Source organism: Pseudomonas agarici (assembly GCF_001543125.1).
Classification (GTDB): domain Bacteria; phylum Pseudomonadota; class Gammaproteobacteria; order Pseudomonadales; family Pseudomonadaceae; genus Aquipseudomonas; species Aquipseudomonas agarici.
In genome coordinates, this window is sequence record NZ_CP014135.1 from 1,951,233 (window position 1) to 1,976,715 (window position 25,483).

Annotated in this window: 26 protein-coding genes; 13 read left to right on the forward strand and 13 right to left on the reverse strand. The window is 61.4% G+C overall.

All coding sequences use genetic code 11. The features are described from left to right. Positions 1 to 21 precede the first annotated feature (21 nt). The 4 genes from scpB to AWM79_RS08575 all read right to left on the reverse strand — a co-directional run bounded on the left by scpB (position 22) and on the right by AWM79_RS08575 (position 3,369). Positions 22 to 1,029, reverse strand: a complete 1,008-nt coding sequence (gene scpB / locus AWM79_RS08560; protein ID WP_060782612.1) for an SMC-Scp complex subunit ScpB — start codon at positions 1,027 to 1,029, stop codon at positions 22 to 24. An 11-nt stretch (positions 1,030 to 1,040) separates the two neighbouring features. Beyond that, positions 1,041 to 1,739, reverse strand: a complete 699-nt coding sequence (locus AWM79_RS08565) for a segregation and condensation protein A (RefSeq protein WP_176987099.1) — start codon at positions 1,737 to 1,739, stop codon at positions 1,041 to 1,043. A 120-nt stretch (positions 1,740 to 1,859) separates the two neighbouring features. Beyond that, positions 1,860 to 2,489, reverse strand: coding sequence for an L-threonylcarbamoyladenylate synthase (locus tag AWM79_RS08570; RefSeq protein ID WP_017133497.1), 630 nt, complete (start codon positions 2,487 to 2,489; stop codon positions 1,860 to 1,862). A gap of 13 nt (positions 2,490 to 2,502) precedes the next feature. Beyond that, positions 2,503 to 3,369 carry a PHP domain-containing protein gene (locus AWM79_RS08575; RefSeq protein WP_017133496.1) on the reverse strand — a complete coding sequence of 289 codons (867 nt, stop codon included), beginning with the start codon at positions 3,367 to 3,369 and terminating at the stop codon, positions 2,503 to 2,505. Between the two features lie 84 nt (positions 3,370 to 3,453). On the opposite strand from AWM79_RS08575, the gene AWM79_RS08580 reads away from it, so the two are divergent. The 6 genes from AWM79_RS08580 (at position 3,454) to AWM79_RS08605 (ending at position 7,664) form a co-directional block, all read left to right on the forward strand. Beyond that, positions 3,454 to 4,050, forward strand: coding sequence for a septation protein A (locus AWM79_RS08580; protein ID WP_026013352.1), 597 nt, complete (start codon positions 3,454 to 3,456; stop codon positions 4,048 to 4,050). A 1-nt stretch (position 4,051) separates the two neighbouring features. After that, positions 4,052 to 4,351: a YciI family protein gene (locus AWM79_RS08585; protein ID WP_017133494.1), complete on the forward strand. Its 300-nt coding sequence runs from the start codon at positions 4,052 to 4,054 to the stop codon at positions 4,349 to 4,351. Between the two features lie 110 nt (positions 4,352 to 4,461). Next, positions 4,462 to 4,869 carry an SH3 domain-containing protein gene (locus tag AWM79_RS08590; RefSeq protein WP_017133493.1) on the forward strand — a complete coding sequence of 136 codons (408 nt, stop codon included), beginning with the start codon at positions 4,462 to 4,464 and terminating at the stop codon, positions 4,867 to 4,869. A 34-nt stretch (positions 4,870 to 4,903) separates the two neighbouring features. Then, a complete protein-coding gene (locus AWM79_RS08595) occupies positions 4,904 to 5,581 on the forward strand; it encodes a response regulator transcription factor (RefSeq protein WP_017133492.1) in 678 nt (225 codons plus the stop codon). Between the two features lie 247 nt (positions 5,582 to 5,828). After that, on the forward strand, positions 5,829 to 6,254 hold the full coding sequence (locus tag AWM79_RS08600) for an LTXXQ domain-containing protein (protein WP_017133491.1): 426 nt from the start codon (positions 5,829 to 5,831) through the stop codon (positions 6,252 to 6,254). Between the two features lie 75 nt (positions 6,255 to 6,329). Beyond that, positions 6,330 to 7,664 (forward strand): sensor histidine kinase, encoded by a 1,335-nt coding sequence (locus AWM79_RS08605; RefSeq protein WP_060782613.1) that lies wholly within the window; start codon positions 6,330 to 6,332, stop codon positions 7,662 to 7,664. 235 nt (positions 7,665 to 7,899) lie between these two features. Here AWM79_RS08605 and AWM79_RS08610 read toward each other — a convergent pair whose 3' ends face one another. Continuing rightward, positions 7,900 to 8,460 (reverse strand): nitroreductase family protein, encoded by a 561-nt coding sequence (locus AWM79_RS08610; RefSeq protein WP_060782614.1) that lies wholly within the window; start codon positions 8,458 to 8,460, stop codon positions 7,900 to 7,902. 118 nt (positions 8,461 to 8,578) lie between these two features. Here AWM79_RS08610 and AWM79_RS08615 point away from each other — a divergent pair, with 118 nt between their 5' ends. Then, positions 8,579 to 10,033 (forward strand): TrkH family potassium uptake protein, encoded by a 1,455-nt coding sequence (locus AWM79_RS08615; protein WP_017133488.1) that lies wholly within the window; start codon positions 8,579 to 8,581, stop codon positions 10,031 to 10,033. On the opposite strand, the gene AWM79_RS08620 is transcribed toward AWM79_RS08615, so the two are convergent. After that, complete coding sequence (locus tag AWM79_RS08620; RefSeq protein ID WP_039792811.1) at positions 9,990 to 11,051, reverse strand: AraC family transcriptional regulator; 1,062 nt, start codon at positions 11,049 to 11,051, stop codon at positions 9,990 to 9,992. The genes AWM79_RS08615 and AWM79_RS08620 overlap by 44 nt on opposite strands. A gap of 158 nt (positions 11,052 to 11,209) precedes the next feature. Between AWM79_RS08620 and AWM79_RS08625 the strand changes: the two genes are divergently transcribed. Next, on the forward strand, positions 11,210 to 11,521 hold the full coding sequence (locus AWM79_RS08625; protein ID WP_017133486.1) for an Mpo1-like protein: 312 nt from the start codon (positions 11,210 to 11,212) through the stop codon (positions 11,519 to 11,521). A 132-nt stretch (positions 11,522 to 11,653) separates the two neighbouring features. Here the strand turns inward: AWM79_RS08625 and AWM79_RS08630 are convergent, their stop codons facing one another. Further along, positions 11,654 to 12,475 carry a UDP-2,3-diacylglucosamine diphosphatase gene (locus AWM79_RS08630; RefSeq protein ID WP_017133485.1) on the reverse strand — a complete coding sequence of 274 codons (822 nt, stop codon included), beginning with the start codon at positions 12,473 to 12,475 and terminating at the stop codon, positions 11,654 to 11,656. Positions 12,476 to 12,697: 222 nt separating this feature from the next. Here AWM79_RS08630 and AWM79_RS08635 point away from each other — a divergent pair, with 222 nt between their 5' ends. Both AWM79_RS08635 and AWM79_RS08640 read left to right on the forward strand, forming a co-directional pair. Continuing rightward, the gene (locus AWM79_RS08635; RefSeq protein WP_017133484.1) at positions 12,698 to 13,588 is read left to right on the forward strand and encodes a DMT family transporter; all 891 of its coding nucleotides are present in this window, start codon (positions 12,698 to 12,700) and stop codon (positions 13,586 to 13,588) included. Between the two features lie 147 nt (positions 13,589 to 13,735). Then, complete coding sequence (locus tag AWM79_RS08640; protein WP_017133483.1) at positions 13,736 to 14,032, forward strand: hypothetical protein; 297 nt, start codon at positions 13,736 to 13,738, stop codon at positions 14,030 to 14,032. Positions 14,033 to 14,094: 62 nt separating this feature from the next. Here AWM79_RS08640 and AWM79_RS08645 read toward each other — a convergent pair whose 3' ends face one another. Next, positions 14,095 to 14,379 carry an Rdx family protein gene (locus AWM79_RS08645; protein ID WP_060782615.1) on the reverse strand — a complete coding sequence of 95 codons (285 nt, stop codon included), beginning with the start codon at positions 14,377 to 14,379 and terminating at the stop codon, positions 14,095 to 14,097. 67 nt (positions 14,380 to 14,446) lie between these two features. Here AWM79_RS08645 and AWM79_RS08650 point away from each other — a divergent pair, with 67 nt between their 5' ends. Then, the gene (locus tag AWM79_RS08650; protein ID WP_060782616.1) at positions 14,447 to 16,636 is read left to right on the forward strand and encodes a patatin-like phospholipase family protein; all 2,190 of its coding nucleotides are present in this window, start codon (positions 14,447 to 14,449) and stop codon (positions 16,634 to 16,636) included. Positions 16,637 to 16,696: 60 nt separating this feature from the next. Here AWM79_RS08650 and AWM79_RS08655 read toward each other — a convergent pair whose 3' ends face one another. From AWM79_RS08655 to recQ, 3 genes are all read right to left on the reverse strand, one after another. Beyond that, on the reverse strand, positions 16,697 to 18,793 hold the full coding sequence (locus AWM79_RS08655; RefSeq protein WP_167375455.1) for a FimV/HubP family polar landmark protein: 2,097 nt from the start codon (positions 18,791 to 18,793) through the stop codon (positions 16,697 to 16,699). Positions 18,794 to 18,974: 181 nt separating this feature from the next. After that, positions 18,975 to 19,409, reverse strand: coding sequence for a MarR family transcriptional regulator (locus tag AWM79_RS08660; RefSeq protein ID WP_060782618.1), 435 nt, complete (start codon positions 19,407 to 19,409; stop codon positions 18,975 to 18,977). A gap of 152 nt (positions 19,410 to 19,561) precedes the next feature. Further along, positions 19,562 to 21,691, reverse strand: coding sequence for a DNA helicase RecQ (gene recQ / locus AWM79_RS08665; RefSeq protein WP_060782619.1), 2,130 nt, complete (start codon positions 21,689 to 21,691; stop codon positions 19,562 to 19,564). A 285-nt stretch (positions 21,692 to 21,976) separates the two neighbouring features. Here recQ and AWM79_RS08670 point away from each other — a divergent pair, with 285 nt between their 5' ends. Then, a complete protein-coding gene (locus AWM79_RS08670) occupies positions 21,977 to 22,564 on the forward strand; it encodes a UPF0149 family protein (protein WP_017133477.1) in 588 nt (195 codons plus the stop codon). A 24-nt stretch (positions 22,565 to 22,588) separates the two neighbouring features. Here the strand turns inward: AWM79_RS08670 and AWM79_RS08675 are convergent, their stop codons facing one another. Together AWM79_RS08675 and AWM79_RS08680 are read right to left on the reverse strand one after the other, a co-directional pair. After that, on the reverse strand, positions 22,589 to 23,182 hold the full coding sequence (locus AWM79_RS08675; RefSeq protein ID WP_017133476.1) for a tRNA-uridine aminocarboxypropyltransferase: 594 nt from the start codon (positions 23,180 to 23,182) through the stop codon (positions 22,589 to 22,591). Between the two features lie 15 nt (positions 23,183 to 23,197). After that, a complete protein-coding gene (locus AWM79_RS08680) occupies positions 23,198 to 24,091 on the reverse strand; it encodes a LysR family transcriptional regulator (protein ID WP_017133475.1) in 894 nt (297 codons plus the stop codon). A gap of 243 nt (positions 24,092 to 24,334) precedes the next feature. On the opposite strand from AWM79_RS08680, the gene speB reads away from it, so the two are divergent. Beyond that, on the forward strand, positions 24,335 to 25,285 hold the full coding sequence (speB, locus tag AWM79_RS08685) for an agmatinase (protein ID WP_060782620.1): 951 nt from the start codon (positions 24,335 to 24,337) through the stop codon (positions 25,283 to 25,285). The last annotated feature ends 198 nt before the right edge of the window (positions 25,286 to 25,483 follow it).

Genomic DNA, 25,483 nt, shown 5'->3' on the forward strand with positions numbered 1-25,483 from the left:
ATCCGCCTTCCAGGGCAAAAGTCAATCCTCCCACTGACGCCGTTCGTTCTCGATGGCTTCGGCCAGGGCCTGGGCCTCTGCTTCTTCATCACTCAAATCGGGCGGGGCGGCGACGTTCAGCGCGGCGACCGCGGCCAGCAGCCGCTCGCGAGCCTCGGCGGCGCCGACTGAATCTTCCTCCGGTTCATCAGGCACTTCGGCGGAGCGAAGATCCGGATCCAACCCGTCACGCAGCTCCTCGACCTCTGCGGGCAGCTCCAGCTCGGGTTCCCTGCGCGACTCCCCGCTCGGCACCGGGCTTTCGCTATCTCTGAGCAAATCGTCGAAATCGGTCTTGATGCCTTCCTCCATCGAATCCAGCTCCAGCAGCAGGGTATGAAAGCTGGTTTCTTCCTTCTGCTCCTCCACCGCCTCCGGATCGGCGCTGGCATCGGCCAGGGCTTGAAGGCTTTCGGGCACCGGCGCATCCTCGAAATCGAGCACCGGGTCCGGCTCAAGCTCACGCAGCTGCGCCAGCGGCGGCAAATCGTCAAGGTTCTTCAAGTTGAAGTGGTCGAGAAAGGCCTTGGTGGTGGCAAACATCGCAGGCTTGCCCGGCACCTCGCGATAACCGACCACCCGAATCCATTCACGCTCCAGCAGGGTCTTGACGATCTGGCTGTTGACCGCCACCCCGCGCACATCCTCGATCTCGCCCCGGGTAATCGGCTGGCGATAGGCAATGAGTGCCAGGGTTTCCAGCATCGCCCGGGAATAACGCTGTGGACGCTCCTCCCAGAGCCGACCGACCCAGGGCGAGAACTTTTCGCGAATCTGCAGGCGATAGCCGGAAGCCACTTCCTTGAATTCAAAGGCACGGCCATCGCAGGACTTGGCGAGGAGCGTCAGGGCTTTCTTGAAGACTGCCGGCTCTGGGCGCTCGGCTTCCTCGAACAGCTCGTACAGGCGTTCCAGCGATTGCGGCTTTCCCGAGGCCAACAGAAAAGCTTCAAGCAGCGTAGCCAGCTCGCGGGGTTCAGTCAGATTCATTGATTCGCTCGTTATTCGGCTCGGGCCCGCACATGGATTGCCCCGAAGGGCTCATTCTGCACCAGCTCGACCAGGGATTCCTTGACCAGTTCGAGGATTGCCATGAAGGTCACAACCACACCGAGCTTGCCTTCCTCGGCGCTGAACAGCTCGACAAACGGCACAAAACCACCGCCCTTGAGCCGGTCGAGTACATCGCTCATGCGCTCGCGGGTCGACAGTTGTTCACGGCTGACCTGATGGCTTTCGAACATGTCGCCACGGCGCAACACTTCGGCCATGGACAGCAATACTTCTTCCAGGCTGACGTCCGGCAGTAATTTGCGCGCTCGCGCTTGCGGCGCGTCGAGCTTAGGCACGACGACATCGCGCCCCACCCGGCTCAAGCCATCGATGCCTTCGGCAGCCGCCTTGAACCGCTCATATTCTTGCAGGCGACGGATCAGTTCGGCACGCGGATCGCCCTCCTCCTCCTCGACGTCAGCCGAACGCGGCAGCAGCATCCGCGACTTGATCTCGGCGAGCATGGCCGCCATTACCAGGTATTCGGCTGCCAGCTCCAGGCGCACCGACTGCATCAGTTCGACATAGCCCATGTATTGGCGAGTGATTTCCGCCACCGGAATGTCGAGAATATTGATGTTCTGCTTGCGGATCAGGTATAGCAGCAGGTCCAACGGGCCTTCGAAAGCTTCGAGGAAAACCTCCAGGGCATCCGGCGGAATATACAGATCCAGCGGCATTTCCATGACTGCCTGGCCGTAGACCATGGCAAAGGGCAGTTCCTGCTGCGCTCCAGCCTGGCTGTCGACGGTTTCAACGGCGGACATTCAGGCCTCGCCCCCAAAGGGTGCCGGATCGCCGCAACCGACGCGCACCACTTGCGGCTCGCCATCGGCCAGGTTGATCACGGTGGACGCCTTGATCCCGCCGAAACCGCCATCGATGATCAGCTCGACCTGATGTTCGAGCAACTGGCGGATCTCGTAGGGATCAATCATCGGATCGCTGTCGCCGGGCATGATCAGGCTCACGCTCATCAGCGGTTCGCCCAGCTCGGCCAGCAACGCCAGGGCAATCGGGTGGCTGGGGATACGCAGGCCGATAGTGCGTTTTTTCGGGTGCAGCAGCAGCCGCGGAACTTCCCGTGTTGCGTTCAGGATAAAGGTATAGGGCCCCGGCGTATGCGCCTTGAGCAGACGGAACAGGCCGGTGTCGACCTTGGCGAACAGGCCCAGTTGCGACAGGTCGGCACAGATCAGCGCAAAGTTGTGTTTTTCGTCCAGTTGCCGCAACCGCCGCACGCGCTCGACCGCAGTCTTGTCACCGATCTGGCAGCCGATGGCATAGGACGAGTCGGTCGGATAGATCACCACCCCACCTTTGCGAATGATCTCCACCGCCTGCTTGATCAGGCGCGCCTGCGGGTTTTCCGGATGAATCTGGAAAAATTGACTCACATTTTCTACCTGTTCAGACGCATTCGGTTGTTGGCTGGGCATAGTTGAACCGACACCAAAGCGGCGGTAGATCTTCGGGAAGCGGGCGATACTCGCCGATCTCGGACCAACCTCCGGGGCCATGAAAATCACTGCCGGCACTGACCAACAGCCCGAACTCACGGGCCAGGATCGCCAGGCTGCCGACCTGCTCGGCCGGCTGGCGCCCGTTGACCACTTCAAGCGCCTGGCCTCCTGCTTGAATATAGTCGGCAATCAACCTGCGGCGCTTGCTGCGGGTGAAATCGTAGTGCCAGGGATGCGCCAGGCTGACCCAGGCGCCGGCTGCGCGCAGGGTGCCGACGGTGTCGTCCAGGCTCGGCCAGTGCAGTTTGACATCCCCCAGCTTGCCGGCTCCCAGCCATTTGCGAAAAGCTTCGGCACGGTCCTTGACGAAACCTTCGCGTACCAGGAAGTCGGCGAAATGCGGCCGCGCCGGCGCATTACCGCTATCGCCCAGTTCCCGCTGGATCGCCCGCGCACCTTCCAACGCGCCCGGCATGCCCTTGAGGGCCAGCTTGCGGCTGATTTCCTCGGAGCGCAGCCAACGACCCTCATGCAACCTGGCGATAGCCTCGACCAGAACGGGTGCATTCGCATCAAAGCCATAACCCAGCACATGGATGGTCGCGCCACCCCAGGTGCAGGACAATTCGACGCCATTGACCAGTTGCATACCCAGCACATTGGCCGCGACACGGGCCTCTGCAAGGCCTTCGAGGGTGTCATGGTCGGTCAGCGCCAGGACTCGCACGCCTTTCTCGTGCGCGCGGGCAACTAGCAGCGCGGGCGCGAGGGCGCCGTCGGACGCCGTGCTATGGCAATGCAGGTCGATTTCCACGGGAACTGAATAACCTCTAGGTGGCGCTTTCGCTGGCAAGTATGTTTGTTATTATGCCGCTACATCCTGCTTCTGGCTGCCACTGTGAAACAATTCATCGATTTCATCCCGTTGTTCCTGTTTTTCATCGTCTATAAAATCGAACCCCGCATCCTCGACATCGCTGGCGAGAGTGTGACGTTCGGCGGTATCTACAGCGCCACGGCGGTACTGATCATCAGTTCCCTGGTGGTCTATGGCGCCTTGTTCGTCAAGCAACGCAAGCTGGAGAAGAGCCAGTGGCTGACGTTGATCGCCTGCCTGGTATTTGGCAGCCTGACCTTGGCCTTCCACAGCGAAACCTTCCTCAAGTGGAAGGCTCCGGTGGTCAACTGGCTGTTCGCCCTGGCCTTTGCCGGCAGCCACTTCATTGGCGACCGCCTGTTGATCAAGCGCATCATGGGTCACGCCCTGAACCTGCCGGAGCCGGTCTGGACACGCCTGAACGTCGCCTGGATCGTGTTCTTCCTGTTCTGTGGCGCGGCCAACCTGTTCGTCGCGTTCACCTTTCAACAGTACTGGGTCGACTTCAAGGTATTCGGCAGTCTGGGCATGACGTTGCTGTTCCTGGTCGGCCAGGGCATCTATCTGTCCCGTCACTTGCACGACGCCGACCCCGCTACGCCAAAAACCGAGGACTGACATGCTCTACGCAATCATTGCCACCGACGTCGAGAACTCCCTGGAAAAACGCCTGGCGGCGCGTCCCGCGCATATCGAGCGCCTGCAACGGCTCAATGCCGAGGGCCGCGTGATCCTGGCCGGCCCGCATCCAGCCATCGACAGCAACGATCCGGGCGCGGCCGGTTTTACCGGCAGCCTGATCGTCGCCGAGTTCGAGAGCCTGGCCGCCGCCCAGGCCTGGGCCGATGCCGATCCGTTTGTCAGCGCCGGTGTCTACGACCATGTACAGGTCAAACCCTTGCGCCAAACCATGCCCTGAGTCGCCGCTGGTGCGATGACTCGCCGTGGAGCATCGCGCCTGCAATCGCTCATTATTCTCCTTCGACAGCCGACAACGTTCTGAATACCGATTGGAATCAGGAGTTTCCGATGCGTAAAGGTCCGTTGTGTCTGCTGTGTGTCATGTTATCGATTGGGGCAATCGCTCAGGCTGAAGAAAGCGGCGCGGGGGCTACCACCCCCCTGTCCCTGAGTGTCGGCGGCCAGATCACCGATTTGCGCCAACGCCTGAAAGAAAGCGAGCGACTGCGTGAAGAATTGGGCAAGCAACTGGCCAACACCGACGCCGAACGCGAAAGCGTTCAACTGAGCCGGTTGCGTCAGGAAAACCAACGCCTCAAGCTACAACTCAGGGAGGCGCAGGCCAGCCCGGCGTCCCGTCTGCTGACCGACCAGCAGCAATGGTTCGTTACCGGTGGCGCAGTTGCACTCCTGGCCCTGCTCTGCGGTATCTTCGCGGGTGGCGGACGCAGAAAGCGCCGGCAATGGTTGAATTGAGAACGCCATCGGGCGATCTGTTATCGAGAACTTCATGAGCGACCTGTTACTGATAGACGATGACCAGGAGCTGTGCGAGCTCCTGAGCAGTTGGTTGAGCCAGGAAGGCTTTCAGGTACGTGCCTGCCACGACGGCCTCAGTGCGCGTCAGGCATTAGTCGACAGCACCCCGGCAGCGGTGGTACTGGACGTGATGCTGCCTGACGGCAGCGGCCTTGAACTGCTCAAACAGTTGCGCGGTGAGCATCCGGAATTGCCGGTGGTGATGCTTTCGGCCAGGGGCGAACCCCTGGATCGCATCCTCGGCCTGGAACTGGGAGCCGACGATTACCTGGCCAAGCCCTGTGATCCACGGGAGCTGACCGCCCGCTTGCGCGCGGTGCTGCGCCGTAGCCACCCGACTGCGACGCCGAGCCAGCTGGCCCTGGGGGATTTATGTTTCAGCCCGGTGCGCGGCGTGGTCACCATCGACCAACAGGATTTCATTCTGACCGTCTCCGAAAGCCGCCTGCTCGAGGCCCTGCTGCAACAGCCGGGAGAGCCGCTGGACAAGCAGGAACTGGCGCAGATCGCCTTGGGCCGCAAGCTGACCCTCTATGATCGCAGCCTGGACATGCACGTCAGCAACCTGCGCAAAAAAATCGGTCCGCACGCCGATGGCCGACCGCGCATTGTCGCGCTACGCAGCCGGGGTTATTACTATGCGCCGTAAGCCATCCCTTTCGGGTAGGAACGCCGATCGACGCTCGATTGCCGGCCACGACGGTCGGAACGCCGTCAACTTGCGTCCTCAGCGTCAGCCCGCCGACGCCTGCAGATAATTGCGACTTCGTGGCCAATGTCAGCGCCCTGTGCCAACCTCTTTACCCAAGCTTTACCCTGCGCTGACCGCCGCTGACCTTGATCTCCTTAAGCTGTACCCATCCGGACCGACCGGACCCCAGACAAGGAGAGACACCATGCGCAAGACCCTTATCGCCCTGATGTTCGCTGCTGCCCTGCCGACCGTCGCCATGGCCATGCCCAGAGATACTGGCGCCATGGGTGGCCCTCACAGCGACCTGCATCAGTGGAGAAGCCCTTACAGTCAACTGGACCTGAGCCGCGAACAGCGCCAGCAGATTGGCAAGCTGATGGGCGAGCAGATGCACAGCCGCAAGGCTTTGGCCGAGAAGTACCTGGCAAAGCTCCCGGCAGCCGACCAAACAGCCTTCAAGAACGAGAAAGACGCCGCTCGCCAGAAGACCCAGAGCGAAATCCGCGCCCTGCTCAAGCCCGATCAGCAAAAGGCCTTCGACGAAATCCAGAAAAAACGCGCCGAACGCCGTGCCGAATGGGCAGAATTCAAGGCCTGGAAAGCACAGCAAGCGCAAAAAGCGCAATAATCCACGCCACACCGAGCCCGACGGCCAACCCCGTCGGGCGTTCCCTCTTTGCATCCGATGGTTTGAGGAATTGCTGTGCGATCACTGTTCTGGCGCGTCCTGGCCAGCTTCTGGCTGGCCATTGCCCTTGTCGCGGGGTTGTCGATTCTGCTCGGGCACATACTCAACCAGGACGCCTGGATCCTCAGCCGGCATCCCGGCCTGGCAACCCTGGCCGAAGAATGGACCCAGACCTACGAGAACCAGGGCGAAGAAGCCGCCCAGGAGATCCTGGAACAACGCAAACAGCAGTATCACATCAATGTCCAGGTCCTCAACGAAAGTGGCGACCCGGTCGTGCGGGGCACCTTTCCACAACGCGCAGCCGCCTTCGAGGCCCGGCAAAACAACGATGACCGTCGATTGCCATGGCGGCGCCTGACCGCCGAATACACCAGCCCGAAAAGCGGCGACACCTACCTGTTGATCTACCGTATTCCTCATCCCGAATTGGATGCCTGGCACCGCGAAAGCCTGCTCTGGCCTCTCAGCGCCCTAGGTATCGCCCTGGTGGTGCTGACCTTGTTCAGCCTGCTGGTGACGCTATCGATCACCCGTCCACTGAGCCGCCTGCGCGGCGCGGTGCACGACCTGGGCCAGGCCACCTATCAACAGAACAGCCTGGCGAAACTGGCGGCGCGGCGCGATGAGTTCGGCGTGCTGGCCAGAGACTTCAACCTAATGGGCGCCCGCTTGCAGAGCCTGATCGGCAGCCAGCGCCAGTTGTTGCGCGATGTCTCCCACGAACTGCGCTCGCCGCTGGCGCGTTTGCGAATCGCCCTGGCCCTGGCCGAACGTTCAGGTCCCGCAGAACGTGAGCGGCTTTGGCCGCGGCTGACCCGCGAATGCGACCGTCTGGAAGCGCTGATCAGTGAGATTCTGGCCTTGGCTCGGGTCGATGCCGACCAGGCCAGCGCCGAAGAAGTCGACCTCAACTCGTTGCTGACAGACCTGCAAAGGGAAGCCGTGCTCGGCTCACCGCAACAGCCGGTACAACTGGATGTCGAGCAAGCTCTGCGCTTCAGGGGCTGGCCGACCATGATCGAACGAGCCTTGGACAACCTGCTGCGCAATGCCCAGCGCTTCAACCCTGAAGGTCGGGTCATCGAAGTCGTAGCGCGGCGCCAGGGCGAACGAATCGAAATCAGCGTCCGCGACCATGGCCCCGGCGTCGAGGCCGAGCACCTGGCGCAGTTGGGCGAACCGTTCTTCCGTGCGCCGGGCCAGACTGCGCCGGGCCATGGCCTGGGCCTGGCAATTGCCCGCCGGGCAGCGGAACGGCATGGCGGCGGCCTTGTTCTGATGAATCATCCCGAGGGAGGGTTCGTTGCCAAACTCGATCTACCGTTGGAGCCCGGAGCGGTAGTCTAGTGGCCTGTACGGTGAGTTCGTTAGCTCAAGGTCGGATGCCATAAGTCCATGGCCAAAGCGCTGTGACGAGCCGTAGCCGGGCTATGGCGAGGAACAGCAACGCAGGCCAGGGATTTAGGGCGCCGAAATGGACTCATAGAACTCACCACACAGGCCACTCGTGACCGCTGTTCAGGGTGCGCTGGACGCGACCAAGGCACGCATCTCGTCCATCGCTTCATCATCAGAAAACGTTTCAGGCCGACCAGGCGCTGACGAACTCCGTCAGATCAACCTTGGGCGCCGGACGCAGTTCGTTCTGTGGTGTGCCCAGGTAGAGGAAGGCGATCACCTCTTCATCGTCGCTCAAGCCCAGACCCTTGGCCACATGGCGCGAGTAGGACAGCTCGCCAGTGCGCCACACCGCACCGATGCCCTGGGCATGCGCCGCCAGCAAAATCGCATGGGCCGCGCAGCCGGCCGCCAGCACCTGCTCCGACTTCGGCACCTTGAAGTGCGCCTGCAGACGCGCAACCACGACCACCACCAACGGTGCTCGCAACGGCATTGCCAAGGCCTTGTCGAGCGCCGCCTGGGTCACTTCGCCACCTTGCTGTCGTACCGCCTCGGCCAGTAATTGCCCCAACTGCTCGCGGGCAGTACCTTCCACCGTCAGGAAGCGCCAGGGCCGCAATTGCCCATGATCTGGCGCGCGCATGGCCGCGGCGAACAGGATGTCGCGCTGGGCCGGCGTCGGCGCCGGGTCCAACAGACGCGGGGCGGAAACACGGTTAAGCAAATTATCGAGAGCCTCCATCGGCCACCTCCTCGGGAAAATGTGCGGTTATTTTAGCCATATCCGTAGCGGCCTTGGCGGTTTACATGGACAGGCTCACAGGTAGAATGACGGCCTTCCCCTGCCCCGAGCTTATTTCATGGCGTTGCCGACCCTGCGCATCATCGGTTTCATTATCGGCATCTTCCTGATTACCCTGGCTATCAGCATGGTCGTGCCCATGCTGACCCTGGTGATTTTCGAACGTACCGGCGACCTGCCGCCGTTTCTCTGGGCCAGCACCATGACCTTTATCGCCGGCCTGGCGCTGGTGATCCCAGGGCGCCCCGAGCAGGTACACCTGCGCCCCCGGGACATGTACCTGCTGACCGTCTGCAGTTGGGTGGTGGTGTGCATCTTCGCCGCCCTGCCCTTTCTACTGACGCTGCACACCAGCTACGCCGACGCCTTCTTCGAAAGCATGTCAGGCATCACCGCCACCGGCTCGACGGTGCTCAGCGGCCTGGACGGCATGTCCCCCGGCATCCTGATCTGGCGCTCGCTGTTGCACTGGCTGGGGGGGATCGGCTTTATCGGCATGGCGGTGGCGATCCTGCCGTTGCTGAGGATCGGCGGCATGCGGTTGTTCCAGACCGAATCTTCGGACCGCTCGCAAAAAGTCATGCCGCGCTCGCATATGGTGGCGCGCCTGATCGTCACCGCCTATATCGGCATCACTGTCCTCGGTAGCCTGGCCTTCTGGTGGGCCGGCATGAGTCTGTTCGATGCGATCAACCATGCGATGTCGGCAATCTCCACCGGCGGTTTCTCCACCTCCGACCAGTCCCTGGCCAAATGGCGGCAGCCAGCGGTGCACTGGGTGGCGGTGGCGGTGATGATTCTGGGCAGCCTGCCGTTCACCCTCTACGTCGCGACCCTGCGCGGGCACCGCAAGGCGTTGATCAAGGACCAACAGGTGCAGGGCCTGCTCGGGTTGTTGCTGGTCACCTGGCTGGTGCTCGGCACCTGGTACTGGTGGACCACCGACCTGCATTGGCTCGATGCCTTGCGCCATGTGGCGCTGAACGTGACCTCGGTGGTCACCACCACCGGCTTTGCCCTGGGCGACTACAGCCTGTGGGGCAATTTCTCGCTGATGCTGTTTTTCTACCTGGGATTTATCGGCGGCTGCTCAGGGTCGACAGCGGGGGGGATCAAGATTTTTCGTTTCCAGGTGGCCTATATCCTGCTCAAGGCCAACCTCAACCAGTTGATCCATCCACGGGCGGTGATCAAGCAGAAGTACAATGGTCATCGGCTCGACGAGGAAATCGTCCGTTCGATCCTGACCTTCTCGTTCTTCTTCGCCATCACCATCTGTGCGATTGCCCTGGCCCTGTCGTTGCTCGGCCTGGATTGGATGACCGCCCTGACCGGCGCAGCCAGCACCGTGTCCGGAGTCGGACCGGGCCTGGGTGAAGTGATCGGCCCTTCGGGCAATTTCGCCAGCCTACCGGACGGAGCCAAGTGGATCCTGTCCCTGGGCATGTTGCTGGGTCGACTGGAGATCATCACAGTGTTCGTGTTGTGTATTCCAGCCTTCTGGCGTCACTGATCGTCGCCATCGTCCCCAGCAACCGCGCCCGGTACTCGCCGGGCGTCACTTCGAACCAACGCCGAAACGCGCGGAAGAAGTTGCTCGGGTCGGCAAAACCCAGCAGATAGGCGATTTCCAGCAGGGTCATGCGTGGCAGCGCCAAGTATTGCTCGGCCAGCTCGCGACGCGTGTCGTCAAGCAGTGCCTGGAAACTCGTGCCTTCTTCCTGCAAGCGCCGCTGTAGGGTGCGCTGCGACAGGTGCAGGGTCTGCGCGACTCGCGCGCGTTTGGGCTCTCCCTGGGGCAGCAACCGGCACAACACCTGGCGCGCCTTGTGGGTCACTCGGCTCTCGGAGAAGCGCGCCAGGTATTCCCCGGCGAAGCGATCATGCAGCAAGGCCATCGCTTCATTGGCCGTCGGCAGCGGCATTTCCATATCGGCTTTTTCGAAAATCAGCGCGTCGTAGGGTGAGTTGAACACCAGCGGCGCGTGAAACGCTTCTTTGTAGGGCTCGATGTTTTCCGGCTGGGCCCCCTGGACCAAGACCTTGCGCGGTTGCAGCCTGCGCCCGGTCAGCCAGCCGCACAACGCCAGCGCACAAGCCAACGACGCCTCGGCACTCTGCCGGGTCGGCGGCAGGTGATCGCCGTGTACAGTCAGGATCAGCGCGTACCCCTCGGGCAGCAAGCGAAAGCTCAGGTCCGCGCTTTCGGCGATGATTCGCTGGTAACGCACCAGGCGCATGAAACCTTCGGCCAGGGTCCGACTGGACATCAACGCGTACCCGGCCACATGAAAGGACGCCGGACGCACGACCTTGCCCATGTTCAAGCCAATCGCCGGGTTGCCGGAAAGCTCTACCGCGCGCTGCCAGAGGCGTGTCATGGCGTCCTGAGGGAAACGTGCGTCAGGGTCCTCCAGCGCCGCGTAATCGAGCCCTACCTGCTTGAAAAGAGCACGGCAATCCAGACCGTCCATCTCCAGTGCTTTGACAATCCCCATCGCCCAGCTTGCAGAAGTCGTTCTTTCGCTCATGGCCTTTTCTTACATGATAAGCCGCATATTACGACTGACGGCCTAAGGATACTAAAGTGGCGCCTATTGTCACTGGTGGTTACAGCGAATGACCCTAGACTCAAATAAGCTCCCCGCGAAGCTCTCACCACCCGTCGTCGAAGTACGGAGCCTACACAGTGGAAAACCCAAGGAAATTCAACAGCTTTACCGAGTTCTATCCTTATTATCTGAGCGAGCACGGCAACAGCAGCTGCCGGCGCCTGCATTTTGTCGGAACCAGCCTGGTCATCTTCATTCTCGCCCTGGCCATCGGGCGCTCGGCCTGGTGGTTGCTGTGGGTCGTGCCGGTGGCCGGCTACAGCTTTGCCTGGGTTGGGCATTTTTTCTTCGAAAAGAATCGCCCGGCAACTTTTCAGTATCCTTTCTACAGCGTGCTGGGCGATTTCGCCATGTACCGCGACATGCTGCTGGGTAAGGTGCCGTTTTAGGGTCTGTACGAACTGCTTTCGAGCGAAGGATAGGCAAGACACCGACCAGCAAGTGCAGTCGACCGCCGTCAATGAGCCTTAGGAACCTGCTTGCAACGCCGCATGGGCGAGCGCGGATCTACGTCGAAAAAACTATCCCACCCGCGCAACCTTCTCCAGTTCCAACTTGAGCTGCGCCTCGCGGGCATGAGCATCGGCCAGTCGATACAGTTCGATGGTGCCATCCCAGTGCTCGATCAGCGCCGTGCAGGATTCGACCCAGTCGCCGCAGTTGAGGTATTCCACTTCGCCGACCTGGCGAATCTCGGCATGGTGGATATGCCCGCAGACCACGCCATTGAGCCCGCGCTTCACACATTCGTGAGCGATGGCCTCCTCGAAATCACTGATAAAGCTGACCGCGGTCTTGACCTTGTGCTTAAGGTAGGCCGACAGCGACCAGTAGCCATAACCGTAACGCGCCCGCCAATGATTCAGCCAGCGGTTGAGGGTCAGGGTGAACTCGTAGGCCCAATCGCCGAGAAAGGCCAGCCAACGGTGGTAACGGGTGATGACGTCGAACTGGTCGCCGTGGATCACCAGGAGCTTGCGACCATCGGCAGTGACATGTACAACCTCGTCCACCAGTTGGATATTGCCGAGGATCAACTTCGAATAGCGGCGTAGGAATTCATCGTGGTTACCCGTGACATAGATCACTTCGGTGCCACGCTTGCTCATGGTCAGCAGGCGACGAATCACGTTGGTGTGGGCCTGCGGCCAATACATGCCGCCGCGCAACTTCCAGCCATCGATGATATCCCCGACCAGGTAGATCCGGTCGGCGTGATAGCCCTTGAGGAACTGTGACAGGTGCTCCGCCTGGCAATCACGGGTGCCGAGATGCACATCGGAAATCCACAGGGTTCGCACACGCTGCTTACGGCTGGGTTTGGCGAGCTCCGCACGGGTCATGGGCATTCTCCGGATTTTTCCTGAGCTTGCACCGGAGCCATTAATGCTCCATGACAATCGCACGACGGTCTGATGACAATCGCCACGTCGCAAGCCTGACGACCATTGACACGAGGCACACGACAGACAGTAACATCACTGGCACTCTAGCGGCTTGTATGGCTGATTCTGTCAGTCAATTTCGGCTCTACAAGCCCCTGACCCGCGTGTCCAAGGACTGCAATGACTCCCCGCTCCGCCCTCGGCGCCCTACATATCGGCGCATTGATGTTCGGCCTGACCGGCGTGTTCGGCAAACTCGCCGCCACCTCTCCCGCCATCATCGTCTTCGGTCGTGCCACCTTTGCCGTGCTCGCCCTTGCGCTGTTCGCCGGTCTGGCCGGCAACGGCGGCTGGCAGCGCCTGCAGGCCCAGGACTGGCGCCGACTGTTGCTCAGCGGCCTGCTGTTGGCGGGACACTGGGTGAGCTTCTTCATTGCGGTGAAAGTCGCCGGTGTCGCTATCGCCACCCTGGGCTTTGCCAGTTTTCCGGCCTTTACCGTGCTCCTCGAAGGGTTGATTTTCCGTGAGCGTATCCGTTTGAACGAGATCCTCCTGGTGCTGCTAGTCAGCGTCGGATTGGTGCTGGTCACGCCTGATTTCGACCTCGCCAGCCAAGCCACTAGCGGCCTGCTCTGGGCGGTGTGGTCGGGACTGCTGTTTGCCCTGTTGTCGCTGGCCAATCGGGCCGGTTCCCAACGGATTGCGCCAGTGCAGGCGGCGCTGTGCCAGAACCTGGTAGTCGCCGCTTGCCTGCTACCCTGGGCGGCGTCTGGGCTGGGCGAAGTCCGGGCACTGGACTGGCTGTGGATCGGTCTGCTCGGAATCTTCTGCACCGGCCTTGCCCACAGCTTGTTCGTCGCCAGCCTGGCGGTAATCAAGGCCCGCACTGCCGCCGTGGTCTTCGCCATGGAGCCGGTGTACGGCATCAGTGCCGCCTGGTTATTGTTCGACGAAAATCCGAGTCCGCGCATGCTGCTCGGTGGCGCGTTGATCATTGTCGCGATCGTGTTGTCGAGCGTGTTGGGCCAGGCATCCGCTCCCAAAACCACGGAAGTGGCTTCGACCCATTGATTTGCGGAGACTGTCCTATACTTGGAGCATCCGCAACAGCCAGCCGTCGTTATCCGGATAACCAGGGCTGCTCGGCGACAGCGGCAGTGTTCCAGGCAGTAGCTCGATGCCAGTTGCCCTCCTACTCAAACTGTGGAGGGTTTATCCATGGAATTCATCAGTCTCCTGATTCAACTGATCAGCGGTGCCGTGGGCGGCAATGTCGCGGGCGCGGCCAGCGGTAAATACAGCCTCGGCCCCTGGTTCAACTCAGTGGCGGGCGGGGTTGGCGGAGCGTTGCTGGCACAGGTGCTCTCAGCCCTTACCAATGGCACCCTGGGCGGCAGTGTCGCCGGCATGGACCTGACAGCCATTGTCAGCAGCATCGCCAGCGGTGGTGTCGGCGGCGCACTCCTGACCCTGATCGTCGGTTTTATCAAGGCCAAGCTCAAGACCACCGAGTAAGCCCATGGTTGAACGGTCGATCACCACAACGTCAGCGCCGTGCGGCAATGACGTTGTCGACCTCAGCGCGATTCGTTATGACCCAGGTCACGCTCGGGGTCGATCCGGTCGCGCACACGCTGCTTGAGCACCTTGGCCTCGGGAAAGCCACCGTCCAGTTTGCGCTCCCAGATCTGCACCGTATCGCAGGTGATGCGGAACACCCCGCCAGTCCCTGGCTGCAGAGAGACCTTGCCGAGATCCCTGGCGAAAGTGCTCAACAATTCCTGGGCCAGCCAAGCGGCGCGCAGCAGCCATTGGCACTGAGTACAGTAGGTGATGACGATTTCCGGTTTACCTGCGGACATGATTGACTTGGGCTCCTGGGTGGTTGGGTGCCGTTATAATAACGCCCTTTGTTCCTTGAGATCCGTGATGCGCCGCCTGCTGTGTTGCCTATTGCTCTGCCTGCTTCCCGTCCTGTCGCACACCGCCGAACCTCCCCGGCCGAAGGTCGGCCTGGTGCTGTCCGGTGGCGCGGCCCGAGGCCTGGCGCATATCGGCGTACTCAAGGCCCTCGAGGAACAGGGTATCCACATCGACGCTATCGCCGGCACCAGCATGGGCGCGGTGATCGGCGGCCTGTATGCCTCCGGCTACAAGATCGACGAACTGGAAAAGCTGGCCCTGGATATCGACTGGAAACGCACGCTGTCCGACGATCCGCCACGCGAGGACATGCCCTTTCGGCGCAAACAGGATGATCGCGACTTCCTGGTGAAACAGAAACTCAGCTTTCGCGATGACGGCAGCCTCGGCCTGCCACTGGGGGTGATCCAGGGACAGAACCTGGCCCTGCTGCTCGAAAGCATGCTGGCCCACGCCAGCGACACGGCTGATTTCGACAAACTGCCGATTCCGTTCCGTGCCGTCGCCACCGATATCGCCAGCGGTGAAAAAGTCGTGTTTCGCAAGGGCTACCTGCCCACAGTGGTCCGCGCCAGCATGTCGATCCCGGCGGTGTTCGCCCCGGTCGAGCTGGATGGCCGGCTGCTGGTAGATGGCGGCATGACCGATAACATCCCCGTGGATGTGGCGCGGGAAATGGGCGTCGATCTCGTCATCGTGGTCGACATTGGCACCCCGCTACGCTCGCGTAAACAACTGACCACGGTGGTCGACGTGCTGAATCAGTCAATCACCCTGATGACCCGGCGCAATTCGGAGGAGCAACTGGCAACCCTGCAACGCGACGACATCCTGATCCAGCCGAGCCTGGCCAATTACACCGGGACCGACTTTGGCCGAGCTCAGGAGATCATCGATGCCGGTTATCGGGCGACACGTGTTCTCGACGCACGCCTGGCCTCGCTGCGCCCGGCGCAAACACTCGATCCCGAATTGAATGCCGCTCGCACCCCCCAACAACGCACACCGATCATCACTGCCATCAAGATCGAGAACGACTCGAAAGTCGGCGACTCGGTGATTCGCTACTACATCCGCCAGGCCCTGGGTAAACCGCTTGACCTGGGCCGCCTGCAAACGGATATGGGCACGCTCTATGGCCTGGACTACTTCGAGCAGGTGCAATACCGGGTGGTACACAAGGGCCAGGACAACACCCTGGTCATCAACGCACGAGGCAAACGCAGCGGTACCGACTACCTGCGCCTGGGACTGAACCTGTCCGACGACCTGCGCGGCGACAGCGCTTTCAATATTGGTGCCAGCTATCGGGTCAACGGCATCAACCGCCTCGGCGGCGAGTGGCTGACACGCTTGCAGATCGGCGACACACAGGACCTCTACAGCGAATTCTACCAGCCTCTGGACGAGGGCTCGCGCTACTTTGTCGCGCCTTACGTCAATGCCCTGTCGCAAAACGTCGAGGCCACACTCGACAGTGACCCCATCGCCGAGTATCGGCTGGAACGTTATGGTTTGGGCATAAACCTCGGACGGCAGATCGCCAATAACGGTGAAATCCGCTTCGGCATCGGCGAAGCCTGGGGCAAGGCCGATGTCAAGATTGGCGATCGCGACCTGCCGCGGGTGAGCTTCAGCGAGGGCTTCTACCAGTTGAAGTATTCCTTCGACTCCCTCGACAACGTTTACTTCCCCCACAGCGGCGAGGACATCGGTCTGAGTTTGCGGCAGTTCGACCCCAACCTCGGTTCCGATCAACGCTACCGGCAGTGGGAGATGAAACTGGACAAAGCCCTCAGCCGGGGGGCGGACACCTGGATCCTCGGCGGTCGCTACGGGCGTACCCTGGACAAGTCCGAAGTGGTGACGTCGAGCTTCCTGCTTGGCGGTGCCCGACAGTTGTCGGGTTTTCGCCAGGATTCGCTCAGCGGGCAGAACATCAGTTTGATGCGCGCCGTGTATTACCGGCGTCTCACTCCGCGCGCCTACCTGCCGCTGGACTTCCCGCTATATATGGGCGCCTCGCTGGAACGTGGTCGGGCCTGGAACAATGACAACCCATTCGACAGCGGTTACATCAACGCCGCCAGTATCTTCCTTGGCTTCGACACACCACTGGGCCCGCTGAACTTCAGCTATGGCATCAATGACGACAACCAGCAAGCCCTCTACCTCAACCTCGGGCAAACCTTCTGAAGCCCGAAACGACAACGCCACGCGCAGGGGTGCGGCGTTGTCGTCTCGGGCGCCGGGCAGTCAACGGATACTGGCGAGCAGCGTGCGGGCCACCTGCTTGAGGGCCTCGTCAGCTTCCCTGAGCAATTCGTGTAGCAACTGGCTGGCGTTGTCCAGCTCACCGATAGTGATGCAGGCCTGCGCCTGCTCCAGCTTGCTCGCACAGGCTTGCTCACGTTCCAGGCTGGCGAAGTCCACTTCCAGCGGCTCGATGTCCAGCGGCTGGGCATCGTCCATGAAATGCTCAAGAAACTCGTCGTCCGAGGCATCGCCCGTCAACGGCAAGCTCAACTCGGTTTCGGCGAACAACTCGGGCTCTGGCTCGGCAAAATCGCAGAGGAACTGCTCCTCAGGCATCTCGAACACTTCAGGGAGTTCGTCGAGGTGACTGGTCGACACCGGATCGGTACCGGAAAGTACCGACGAATCGAGGGCCGCTTTGTTCCCCTGCCGCGGTGCGTCCTCGAACGAACCGGCAAGATCCCAGTCGGCATCCATCGACAAGTCGTCGAGATTGAGTTGGAACTCATCCTCCAGCGGCTTGGCCTCGGCCTTGGGCACCGCTTCCATCCATTCGGCCGCCAGTACAGGCGCGGCGACCGGTACCATCGGTACGCCTGAAGATGCCGGCGTGGGGGCTGGCTCGGAGGTCGCAACCACAGGGGAGACCGAAGCGGCTTGCAGTTTCGGGTACTTTGAGCGCAGCTCGCGTAATGTCGCCTCGCTGAAGCCGGACGCCAACAGGCTCTGCTCCTCGAGCGCATAGCCAGTACTGTCGCCCTGCAGGGCTAACATGTCCAGCAAGCGCAAGCGCAGGTCCGTGCGCTGGGGTTCCTTGAGCATCGCTTCACGCAGAATACCGGCGGCCTCGCTGAAGCGGCCATAGGCGATGTAGATACTCACCCCCTCAAGGGCATCCGGGACTTCATTGGTCTCGCGCCGTGCTGTCGCCAGCGCTTCGGCCACCGGCTCGATCCGCGTCGCCGAAGCACTGACGACCACCGGCGCGGCGGCGGGAACCATCTGGCTGACCATCGGCGTATCCTGACCCACCGGTGCAACAGGCGCGGGCTCGACGGCCATTTGTGCCAACCGCCGCCGTCGGCGCACGATCAGGGCGCCAGCCAGCAGCAGAACCAGCAAGGCCAGGGCAACCAGCAGCGGCAGACTGAATTCGCCGGACTGTTGGGCGACCACCGGAGGCGCCACCACTGGCGCGGGTGCCGTGACGGGCACGGCAGCGGCCCGGGCCTTGAGCTCCGCCAACTGGGCTCGCAGGTCGCCCATTTGCTTCTGGTCGCGGCTGATCTGCTCATCCTGGGCCTCCAGCCTGACCCGCAATTGCTCGGCTGTTTTTTGCAGTTGCTGGTTTTCCAGGCTCGCCGCCGCCAACTGCTCGGCGTTGCCCGCAGTGTCGGTCGCCGGGACCGCAAGGTTCGGAGCAGCCGTCGGCGAAGGAGCCCCCGGCACGACAGCGACGTCCGGCAGCAACAAACTCTGGCCCACTGTCAATTGCTCGCTGCCGGGATTGAGGGCGCGGATACCCTGGAACATCTCGTCGACGCTGGTTTGGCCGCCGGCCTGCAGACGCTTGGCAATAATCCAGACACTGTCGCCCTTGACCACTGTATAACGCTTGCCTTGGGCCGCTGCCGGAGGCGCGATATCGGCCAGCGGCGCCTGTGGTTCCAACGCCGCGCCGCGCGCCGGCAGGTTGTAGACGCTCGAACTGCCCGGTGGATCGAGCAACACCGTATATTCACGCAACAAGCGGCCATTAGGTCGGTTAACCTGCACCAGGAAATTCAGGAAAGGTTCGGTGACCGGCTTGTTCGACTGCACCTGAATCACACTGCGGTTACCCCGCAGGATCGTCGTGAAACGCAGGTCGTTGAGGAAAAAGACCCGCTCGACCCCCGCCTGGGAGAACTCTTCAGGGGTCGCCAGGCTGACAGAGAGCTCGCCTTCGGCCAACTCGCCGGGATCGACCAGAGCGATTTGCGCATTGAGCGGCTGATTAAGCGCCGAATGCAGGGTGATATCCCCCAGTCCCATGGCCGAGGTCAGTGCCGAATGCAACAGTGACACCAGCGCGATCACCATCCAGCACAGGCGCATCTTGGTCACTGGGGACTTTTCAGTGGAACACCGCAACACGGACTGCAAACTCTCGAGCATGAGTATCCCTTAAACCTCATCGGCCCCGAAAAGGCTCGGAATGCCAACACACTACACAGAACCACTCATTCTTATAGTATGCCGACCGAAGATTCTCCAAATCCGACAGAATGAGAATGCCTCAGGATTTTTCCAAGTTGGCCAGAATCCGGCTGTGAACCCGCATGCATATCCGCAGCTCTTCCTCGTCGATCCCCACAAACAGCTCATGGCGCAAGGCAGTGGCAATGGTTTCGATCTGTTCGATCAAGGGGCAGGCCGAGGGGCAGAGCACGATCTTCTTCGCCCGGCGGTCCTCGAGTACTGCCTGGCGCTGTACCAGTCCCTGGGTTTCCAGGCTGTCGAGCAACCGCGCCAAGGTCGGTCCTTCGACACCCACGCTCTGCGCCAACTCGCGCTGGGTAGGCGCCTGGGCAAAACGTGCCAGGTGCAGCAATACCAACCAACGCGCTTGCGACAGGCTCAGGCCGGCCAGGCGACGATCCAGCTCGGCGCGCCAGCCTCGGGACATGTGTGCCAACTGCATGCCAAAACGGTGTTCATCGGTTAACGACATAAAAGACTCATGGATAGACTGAAAACAGGACAAAACTAATTATTAGTCAGCTAAGCATGACGCTCGGCCGGAGGCAAGGTCTACGCTGTATGCAAATATGACGGGTAGCGATTAAAACAGCGAAACCCCGGCAATAGTCCATTTCCTGCTCCTTATGATTCGAATTCGGATTGCAGGGCCGCCCGCACGCAGTACAGAACACCCTCCGGGACGCGCCCGACGAACTGCGCGGCAATCTCCGTCACAGCGGGCAATTGGCCTTCACCGTCAAGAAATGCATCCTGCACTTCGCCAAGCAGATCTTCGGGCAGGTCCAGGGCCTGCTCCAGCGATAATTGCTGGCGGCTGATGGCTTCAGCCAGCAGGGTATAGACATTTTTTTCCGAGCATTGCAACTGGCCGGCAATCTGCAGGGGCGTCATCCCGGCACGGGCCAGACTGATCAACTTATGGCGGATATCGGCAACCACCTTGGGCGCCTCGGCCTCGCCGCCCAGCACTTCGAGGAAGGCTTCACCGTAACGCTCCAGCTTGCGTGCGCCGACGCCACTGACCCGGGCCATTTCCGCCAGAGAGGTCGGCTGGCTGCGTAACATCTCCAGCAGAGTGGAATCGGGAAAAATGACATACGGCGGGACGCCATGCTCTTGGGCCAGCTTGCGCCGCAGGGCACGCAGGGCTTCCCAGCGCTCACGTTCTTCACCGCGCACCAACTGGCTGGCCGGGCTGGCGGAGACGCTCTTGGCCAAGGTCTGCGGCTTGAGCTCGTGGCGCAACTCCAGGCTAACTTCCCCCCGCAACAACGGTCGGCAGGTGTCGGTCAGACGCAGGCCGCCGTAGCCTTCCAGGTCGATATCCGCCAGCCCGCGCGCCACCAGTTGCCGGAACAACGAGCGCCACTCGCTCTCGCCACGCGCCTTGCCCACGCCGAACACCGAAAGGTGCTGGTGACCGAAGCTGCGCACCTTGTCGTTCTCCTTGCCCAGCAACACATCCACCAGATGGCCGACACCATAGCGCTGCCCTGTGCGGTAAATCGCCGACAGCGCCTGCCGTGCCGGCTCGGTGGCATCCCAGGTGCGCACACCATCGACGCAGTTGTCGCAATGCCCGCAGGGTTGCGGCAGGTCTTCGTCGAAATAGGCCAGCAAGGTCTGGCGTCGGCATCGGATTTCCTCACACAACGCCAGCATGGCATCGAGCTTGTGATGTTCCAGGCGCTTGTGGCGCTCGTCGCCCTCGGAGTTCTGGAGCATCTGCTTGAGCATCACCACGTCCTGCAGGCCGTAGGCCATCCAGGCGTCCGCCGGCAGTCCGTCGCGGCCAGCACGACCGGTCTCCTGGTAATAGGCCTCAAGGGACTTGGGCAAATCGAGGTGCGCCACAAACCGCACGTTGGACTTGTCGATGCCCATGCCGAAGGCGATGGTCGCAACCATGATCAAGCCTTCCTCGTTGAGAAAGCGCTTCTGGTTGGCCGCACGGGTTTCGTTGGGCAAGCCGGCGTGATACGGCAATGCCGGAAAACCCTGCTCGCAGAGGAGCGCGGCTACTTCATCGACTTTCTTGCGCGACAGGCAATAAACGATCCCGGCATCACCACGGCGCTGCGAGAGGAACGCCAACAACTGCTTGCGCGGCTGCTCCTTGGGCACGATCCGGTAGAAGATATTCGGTCGGTCGAAACTGGAGAGAAAACGCTCGGCCTCCTGCAAGTGCAGGCGATTGACGATCTCCTCGCGGGTACGCTTGTCGGCGGTGGCGGTCAGGGCGATACGCGGCACATTCGGAAACATTTCGGCCAGTTGCCCAAGTTGCAGGTATTCCGGTCGGAAGTCGTGGCCCCACTGCGACACACAGTGGGCCTCGTCGATGGCGAACAGGGCGATATCGAGGTTCTGCAGGAACGCCAGCATACGCGGCTGTACCAGCCGTTCGGGGGCAAGGTAGAGCATTTTTACTTCACCACGGCGGATTCGCGAGGCCAACTCGCGCTGCTGCTCGGCGCTCAGGGTGGAATTCAGGGAGGCCGCCGCCACACCCAGCTCTTCCAGCGTCGCGACCTGGTCGTCCATCAGCGCGATCAGAGGCGAAACCACCACCGCGAGCCCCTCGCGCAACAACGCAGGAACCTGGAAGCACAGCGATTTGCCGCCACCGGTGGGCATCAGCACCAGAGCATCGCCGCCGTTGGCCACGCGCTCAATAATGGCACCTTGACGACCACGAAAGCTGTCGTAACCGAAGATGTCCTTGAGCACGCGCTGAGCCTGTTCGAGCATAACCACTCCAAAAATCACCGAAACACCCCTGCCTCAAGGCTGGTCGAAAATTCACCGTTTTCACGGAAAAAACCGTAAACAGGAATTTCTCCCGTCATAGCCACCGTCGGCAGGGCATTACAAAGCGCGGCAGTATACCCGAGCACTCCACGACAGAGGGCTATGCCGGTCGCTCGACCTTCGCACTTATTTCACCGTTAAAACCGCGCAAATCTATGTGCTTGCTGGCCTGGACGCTCAAGAACGCCTAGAATTCAGCATCGTTTATTCCCAAGGTAGCCCCCCATGTCCTTCGCTGAGCAACTCACCCGCCTGCAAGCCTTCCTCGACGCCGACGAGCTGCATGAAGAAGCGTTGGACTATGTCGCCGCCCATGGCTACCTGACCGCGCTGTCGATCTGTGCCGAGGTGGTGCCTGAGCGCGAATGGATCGATGCCCTGTTTGCCGAGGAACCGCACTACAACAATGCCGCCCAGCGCGAGGAAATCGAAACCACGCTGGTTCAGCTCAAGGCCCATATCGCCCGCCAGTTGGCTTCCGACGAAGAATTCGAACTGCCGTGCGACCTCGACCTGGGCGACGATCCGGACGATTCCGACCTGCGCGGCTGGTGCATCGGTTTCATGGAAGGCGTGTTCCTGCGTGAAGCCGCCTGGTTCGAAACCGCCGAGGAAGAAGTCAGCGAAATGCTCCTGCCGATCATGGTCGGTTCGGGGCTGTTCGACGAACAACCGGAGTTCTCCGATATCGCCGCCGACGCCAACCTGATGGACGATATGATCGTGCAGATTCCGGAAGCGCTGACCGCGCTGTACCTGCTGTGCAACGCGCCCGACGAAAAGCCGGCGATCCTCAAGCCCCGTCACCACTGAGCCGTAGCCTGTGGCGGCGGGCCACTAGTGGTTGCGCTGATAGGTGTCACTGCCCATGGCCTGGATCTGCCCCTCGATCAGCGCTTCGAACGGCTTGAGCAAGACGTCGAAGGAGGTCGGTTGCTCCAGGGTTTCCAGCGCCTGGACTAGCGCTTCCACTGTCGATAACGCCCCCGGCTCCGGGGCTTTGCGCAGGCGATAGCGGGACACCCTGCCTAGCCCCAGAGTGACTCTTGGCAACGCCGCCAGCAACGGATTCAGATACAACAACTTGCGCGCCTTGCGCCAGGTTCCGTCGGGCACCACCAGCAGCAACGGTTCTTCCTCTGCGGCCAACCGATAGGCTCGCAGCAACTGCGCGTCGTCCGCCGGAAACAGCAGTCGCGCCTGATAACCCGGTTGATTGAGCAACGCCGGCAGATCCTCGAACACTTCACCCACCCGCAGCTCGGCATTGGTCAGTCCCAGGGTCGCCAGCCGCGCCGTGTTCAAGGCGTGGCCGACCTCGCTGGGATGTTGCAACACCAGCACTCGGGTGCGGCTGTCGAGTTGCGGGATCAGTGCGCACAGGCAATGGGTTTCAGGGCGCAGGCAGCGGTCGCAGCGAGCTCTGGACATTAAAGAAGGCTCCAATCAGGATGGGTTGAGTGGCGCTTTGAGCAGGTCGCGGAAGGTCTGGATCAGCGGCTCGCGGCTGCGGCCACGGCGCAGGATCATCGAAAACGGCGCCTGGTAACCAAAGGTCGCCGGTAGCAGCGCCCGCAAGTCGCCCTTATCCACCCAGGGCTGGGCATAGTGCTCGGGCAAGTAGCCGATATAGGCACCGGACAGCACCAGGATCAACTGCGCCTCCATACTCTCCACGGTGGCCGCGCTGTGCTTGAAGCCATGGCGGGCCAGTTCGGCCTGGCTCCAGTAGCCCCGACCGACCATGCGCTGCTGGGTAATGACCTGCTGAGGAATCCGGCGCTCGTTGTACAGCGGATGGCGATTGCTGCAATACAGCCAGTGCTGTTCGCGGTACAGCGGCTGGTAGACCAGCCCGCTCATGCGCGTGGAAAATGCGCCGATGGCCAGGTCCAGGCGGTTGTCCTGCACACCTAGCTGCAATTCGTAGGGGCTCATCACCGACAGGTGCAGATGCACAGCCGGGTGTTCCTGGCTGTAAGCACCGATGGCTTCGGCCAAGGGCAACGCCGGCTCGCTGACGGTGGAGTCGATCACCCCGAGGTTCAGGGTGCCGCGCAACTCGCCTTTGAGGGCGGCGGCATATTGCTCGAAACCTTCGAGTTCGCCGAGCAACCGTAGGGTTTCCTGATGGAACAGTTCACCCTTGCTGGTCAGACTGAACCCACCCCGGCCACGATGGCACAATATCAGCCCCAACGTGGCCTCAAGCTGGCTCATGTAGGTGCTGATGGCCGAGGTCGACAGGTTGAGTTCCTGCTGGGCATTGGCAAATCCCTGGTGGCGCACCACGCTGGCAAAGACGCGCAATAGCTTCAGGTCGGGTAAAGCGCTGGCCATGTGAATTCCTATAGAGGGCCTGAATGCCGGGCATTGTGGAGAGGGGGCTTGGCGCAACGCCACAGAGATATTCGCCACATAGGTATTGAACAGAAACGCTATTGAGCAGAAACAAGTCTATCCCTCGGCCTGCAGTTAGTTTAGAAAAATCTGAACTAAGTATTTGCCGACAGCGATTCTTCCCGCCCGCCTCCTTTCGCAGAATCGCCACCCGATAACCCAAACAAATGCTAAGGCTTACCCGTGGACAAGATTCTTCACCAACCACTGGGCGGTAACGAAATGCCGCGCTTCGGCGGCATCGCGACCATGATGCGCCTCCCTCACTTGCCGACGGCCGCCGGCCTCGACGCCGCCTTTATCGGCATTCCTCTGGACATCGGCACCTCGCTACGCGCCGGGACCCGTTTCGGCCCAAGGGAAATCCGCGCCGAATCGGTGATGATCCGACCATACAACATGGCCACCGGCGCCGCGCCATTCGATTCGCTGTCGGTCGCCGATATCGGTGACGTGGCGATCAACACCTTCAACCTGCTCGACGCCGTGCGCATCATCGAAGAGGCCTACGACGACATTCTCGAACACCCTGTGATCCCGCTGACCCTGGGTGGCGATCACACCATCACCCTGCCGATCCTGCGGGCGATCCATAAGAAATACGGCAAGGTCGGCCTGGTGCACATCGACGCCCACGCCGATGTCAACGATCACATGTTCGGCGAGAAGATCGCCCACGGCACCACCTTCCGGCGCGCCGTGGAAGAAGGCCTCCTGGACTGCAACCGTGTCGTCCAGATCGGCCTGCGCGCCCAGGGTTATACTGCCGAAGACTTCAACTGGAGCCGCAAGCAGGGCTTTCGCGTGGTCCAGGCCGAAGAGTGCTGGCACCGATCCCTCGTGCCGTTAATGGCTGAAGTCCGCGAAAAGGTCGGCGGCGGCCCGGTGTACCTGAGCTTCGATATCGACGGCATCGACCCGGCATGGGCACCCGGCACCGGCACCCCGGAAATCGGCGGCCTGACCACTATCCAGGCCATCGAGATCGTCCGTGGCTGCCAGGGCCTCGACCTGGTCGGCTGCGACCTGGTAGAAGTCTCGCCACCCTACGACACCACCGGCAACACCTCACTGCTGGGCGCCAACCTGCTGTACGAAATGCTCTGTGTACTTCCAGGCGTGGCCCATCGCTGAGGCGATCTCATGAACGACCCTGCCATGGCTGCGCTGTGAGCCATGGGTAACCGCATCACCGTGTTGGTCGCCAGCCTGTTATTCCTGCCCGGCACCTTTGCCGGCAAGCTCGGCTCCCACACAAGCACCGCTCCCACAGGTTCGGTGTCAACCACCGGCAGCGCACAACTGACTGTTTCATCATAAAAAAGATAATCG

What these genes read in the sequence shown, in the direction of transcription:
- scpB (WP_060782612.1), bottom strand. Translation starts at nt 1,029, where the DNA reads ATGAATCTGACTGAACCCCGCGAGCTGGCTACGCTGCTTGAAGCTTTT.
- AWM79_RS08585 (WP_017133494.1), top strand. Translation starts at nt 4,052, where the DNA reads ATGCTCTACGCAATCATTGCCACCGACGTCGAGAACTCCCTGGAAAAA.
- AWM79_RS08590 (WP_017133493.1), top strand. Translation starts at nt 4,462, where the DNA reads ATGCGTAAAGGTCCGTTGTGTCTGCTGTGTGTCATGTTATCGATTGGG.
- AWM79_RS08595 (WP_017133492.1), top strand. Translation starts at nt 4,904, where the DNA reads ATGAGCGACCTGTTACTGATAGACGATGACCAGGAGCTGTGCGAGCTC.
- AWM79_RS08600 (WP_017133491.1), top strand. Translation starts at nt 5,829, where the DNA reads ATGCGCAAGACCCTTATCGCCCTGATGTTCGCTGCTGCCCTGCCGACC.
- AWM79_RS08610 (WP_060782614.1), bottom strand. Translation starts at nt 8,460, where the DNA reads ATGGAGGCTCTCGATAATTTGCTTAACCGTGTTTCCGCCCCGCGTCTG.
- AWM79_RS08615 (WP_017133488.1), top strand. Translation starts at nt 8,579, where the DNA reads ATGGCGTTGCCGACCCTGCGCATCATCGGTTTCATTATCGGCATCTTC.
- AWM79_RS08620 (WP_039792811.1), bottom strand. Translation starts at nt 11,051, where the DNA reads ATGAGCGAAAGAACGACTTCTGCAAGCTGGGCGATGGGGATTGTCAAA.
- AWM79_RS08630 (WP_017133485.1), bottom strand. Translation starts at nt 12,475, where the DNA reads ATGACCCGTGCGGAGCTCGCCAAACCCAGCCGTAAGCAGCGTGTGCGA.
- AWM79_RS08635 (WP_017133484.1), top strand. Translation starts at nt 12,698, where the DNA reads ATGACTCCCCGCTCCGCCCTCGGCGCCCTACATATCGGCGCATTGATG.
- AWM79_RS08640 (WP_017133483.1), top strand. Translation starts at nt 13,736, where the DNA reads ATGGAATTCATCAGTCTCCTGATTCAACTGATCAGCGGTGCCGTGGGC.
- AWM79_RS08645 (WP_060782615.1), bottom strand. Translation starts at nt 14,379, where the DNA reads ATGTCCGCAGGTAAACCGGAAATCGTCATCACCTACTGTACTCAGTGC.
- AWM79_RS08650 (WP_060782616.1), top strand. Translation starts at nt 14,447, where the DNA reads ATGCGCCGCCTGCTGTGTTGCCTATTGCTCTGCCTGCTTCCCGTCCTG.
- AWM79_RS08655 (WP_167375455.1), bottom strand. Translation starts at nt 18,793, where the DNA reads ATGCGCCTGTGCTGGATGGTGATCGCGCTGGTGTCACTGTTGCATTCG.
- AWM79_RS08660 (WP_060782618.1), bottom strand. Translation starts at nt 19,409, where the DNA reads ATGTCGTTAACCGATGAACACCGTTTTGGCATGCAGTTGGCACACATG.
- recQ (WP_060782619.1), bottom strand. Translation starts at nt 21,691, where the DNA reads ATGCTCGAACAGGCTCAGCGCGTGCTCAAGGACATCTTCGGTTACGAC.
- AWM79_RS08670 (WP_017133477.1), top strand. Translation starts at nt 21,977, where the DNA reads ATGTCCTTCGCTGAGCAACTCACCCGCCTGCAAGCCTTCCTCGACGCC.
- AWM79_RS08675 (WP_017133476.1), bottom strand. Translation starts at nt 23,182, where the DNA reads ATGTCCAGAGCTCGCTGCGACCGCTGCCTGCGCCCTGAAACCCATTGC.
- AWM79_RS08680 (WP_017133475.1), bottom strand. Translation starts at nt 24,091, where the DNA reads ATGGCCAGCGCTTTACCCGACCTGAAGCTATTGCGCGTCTTTGCCAGC.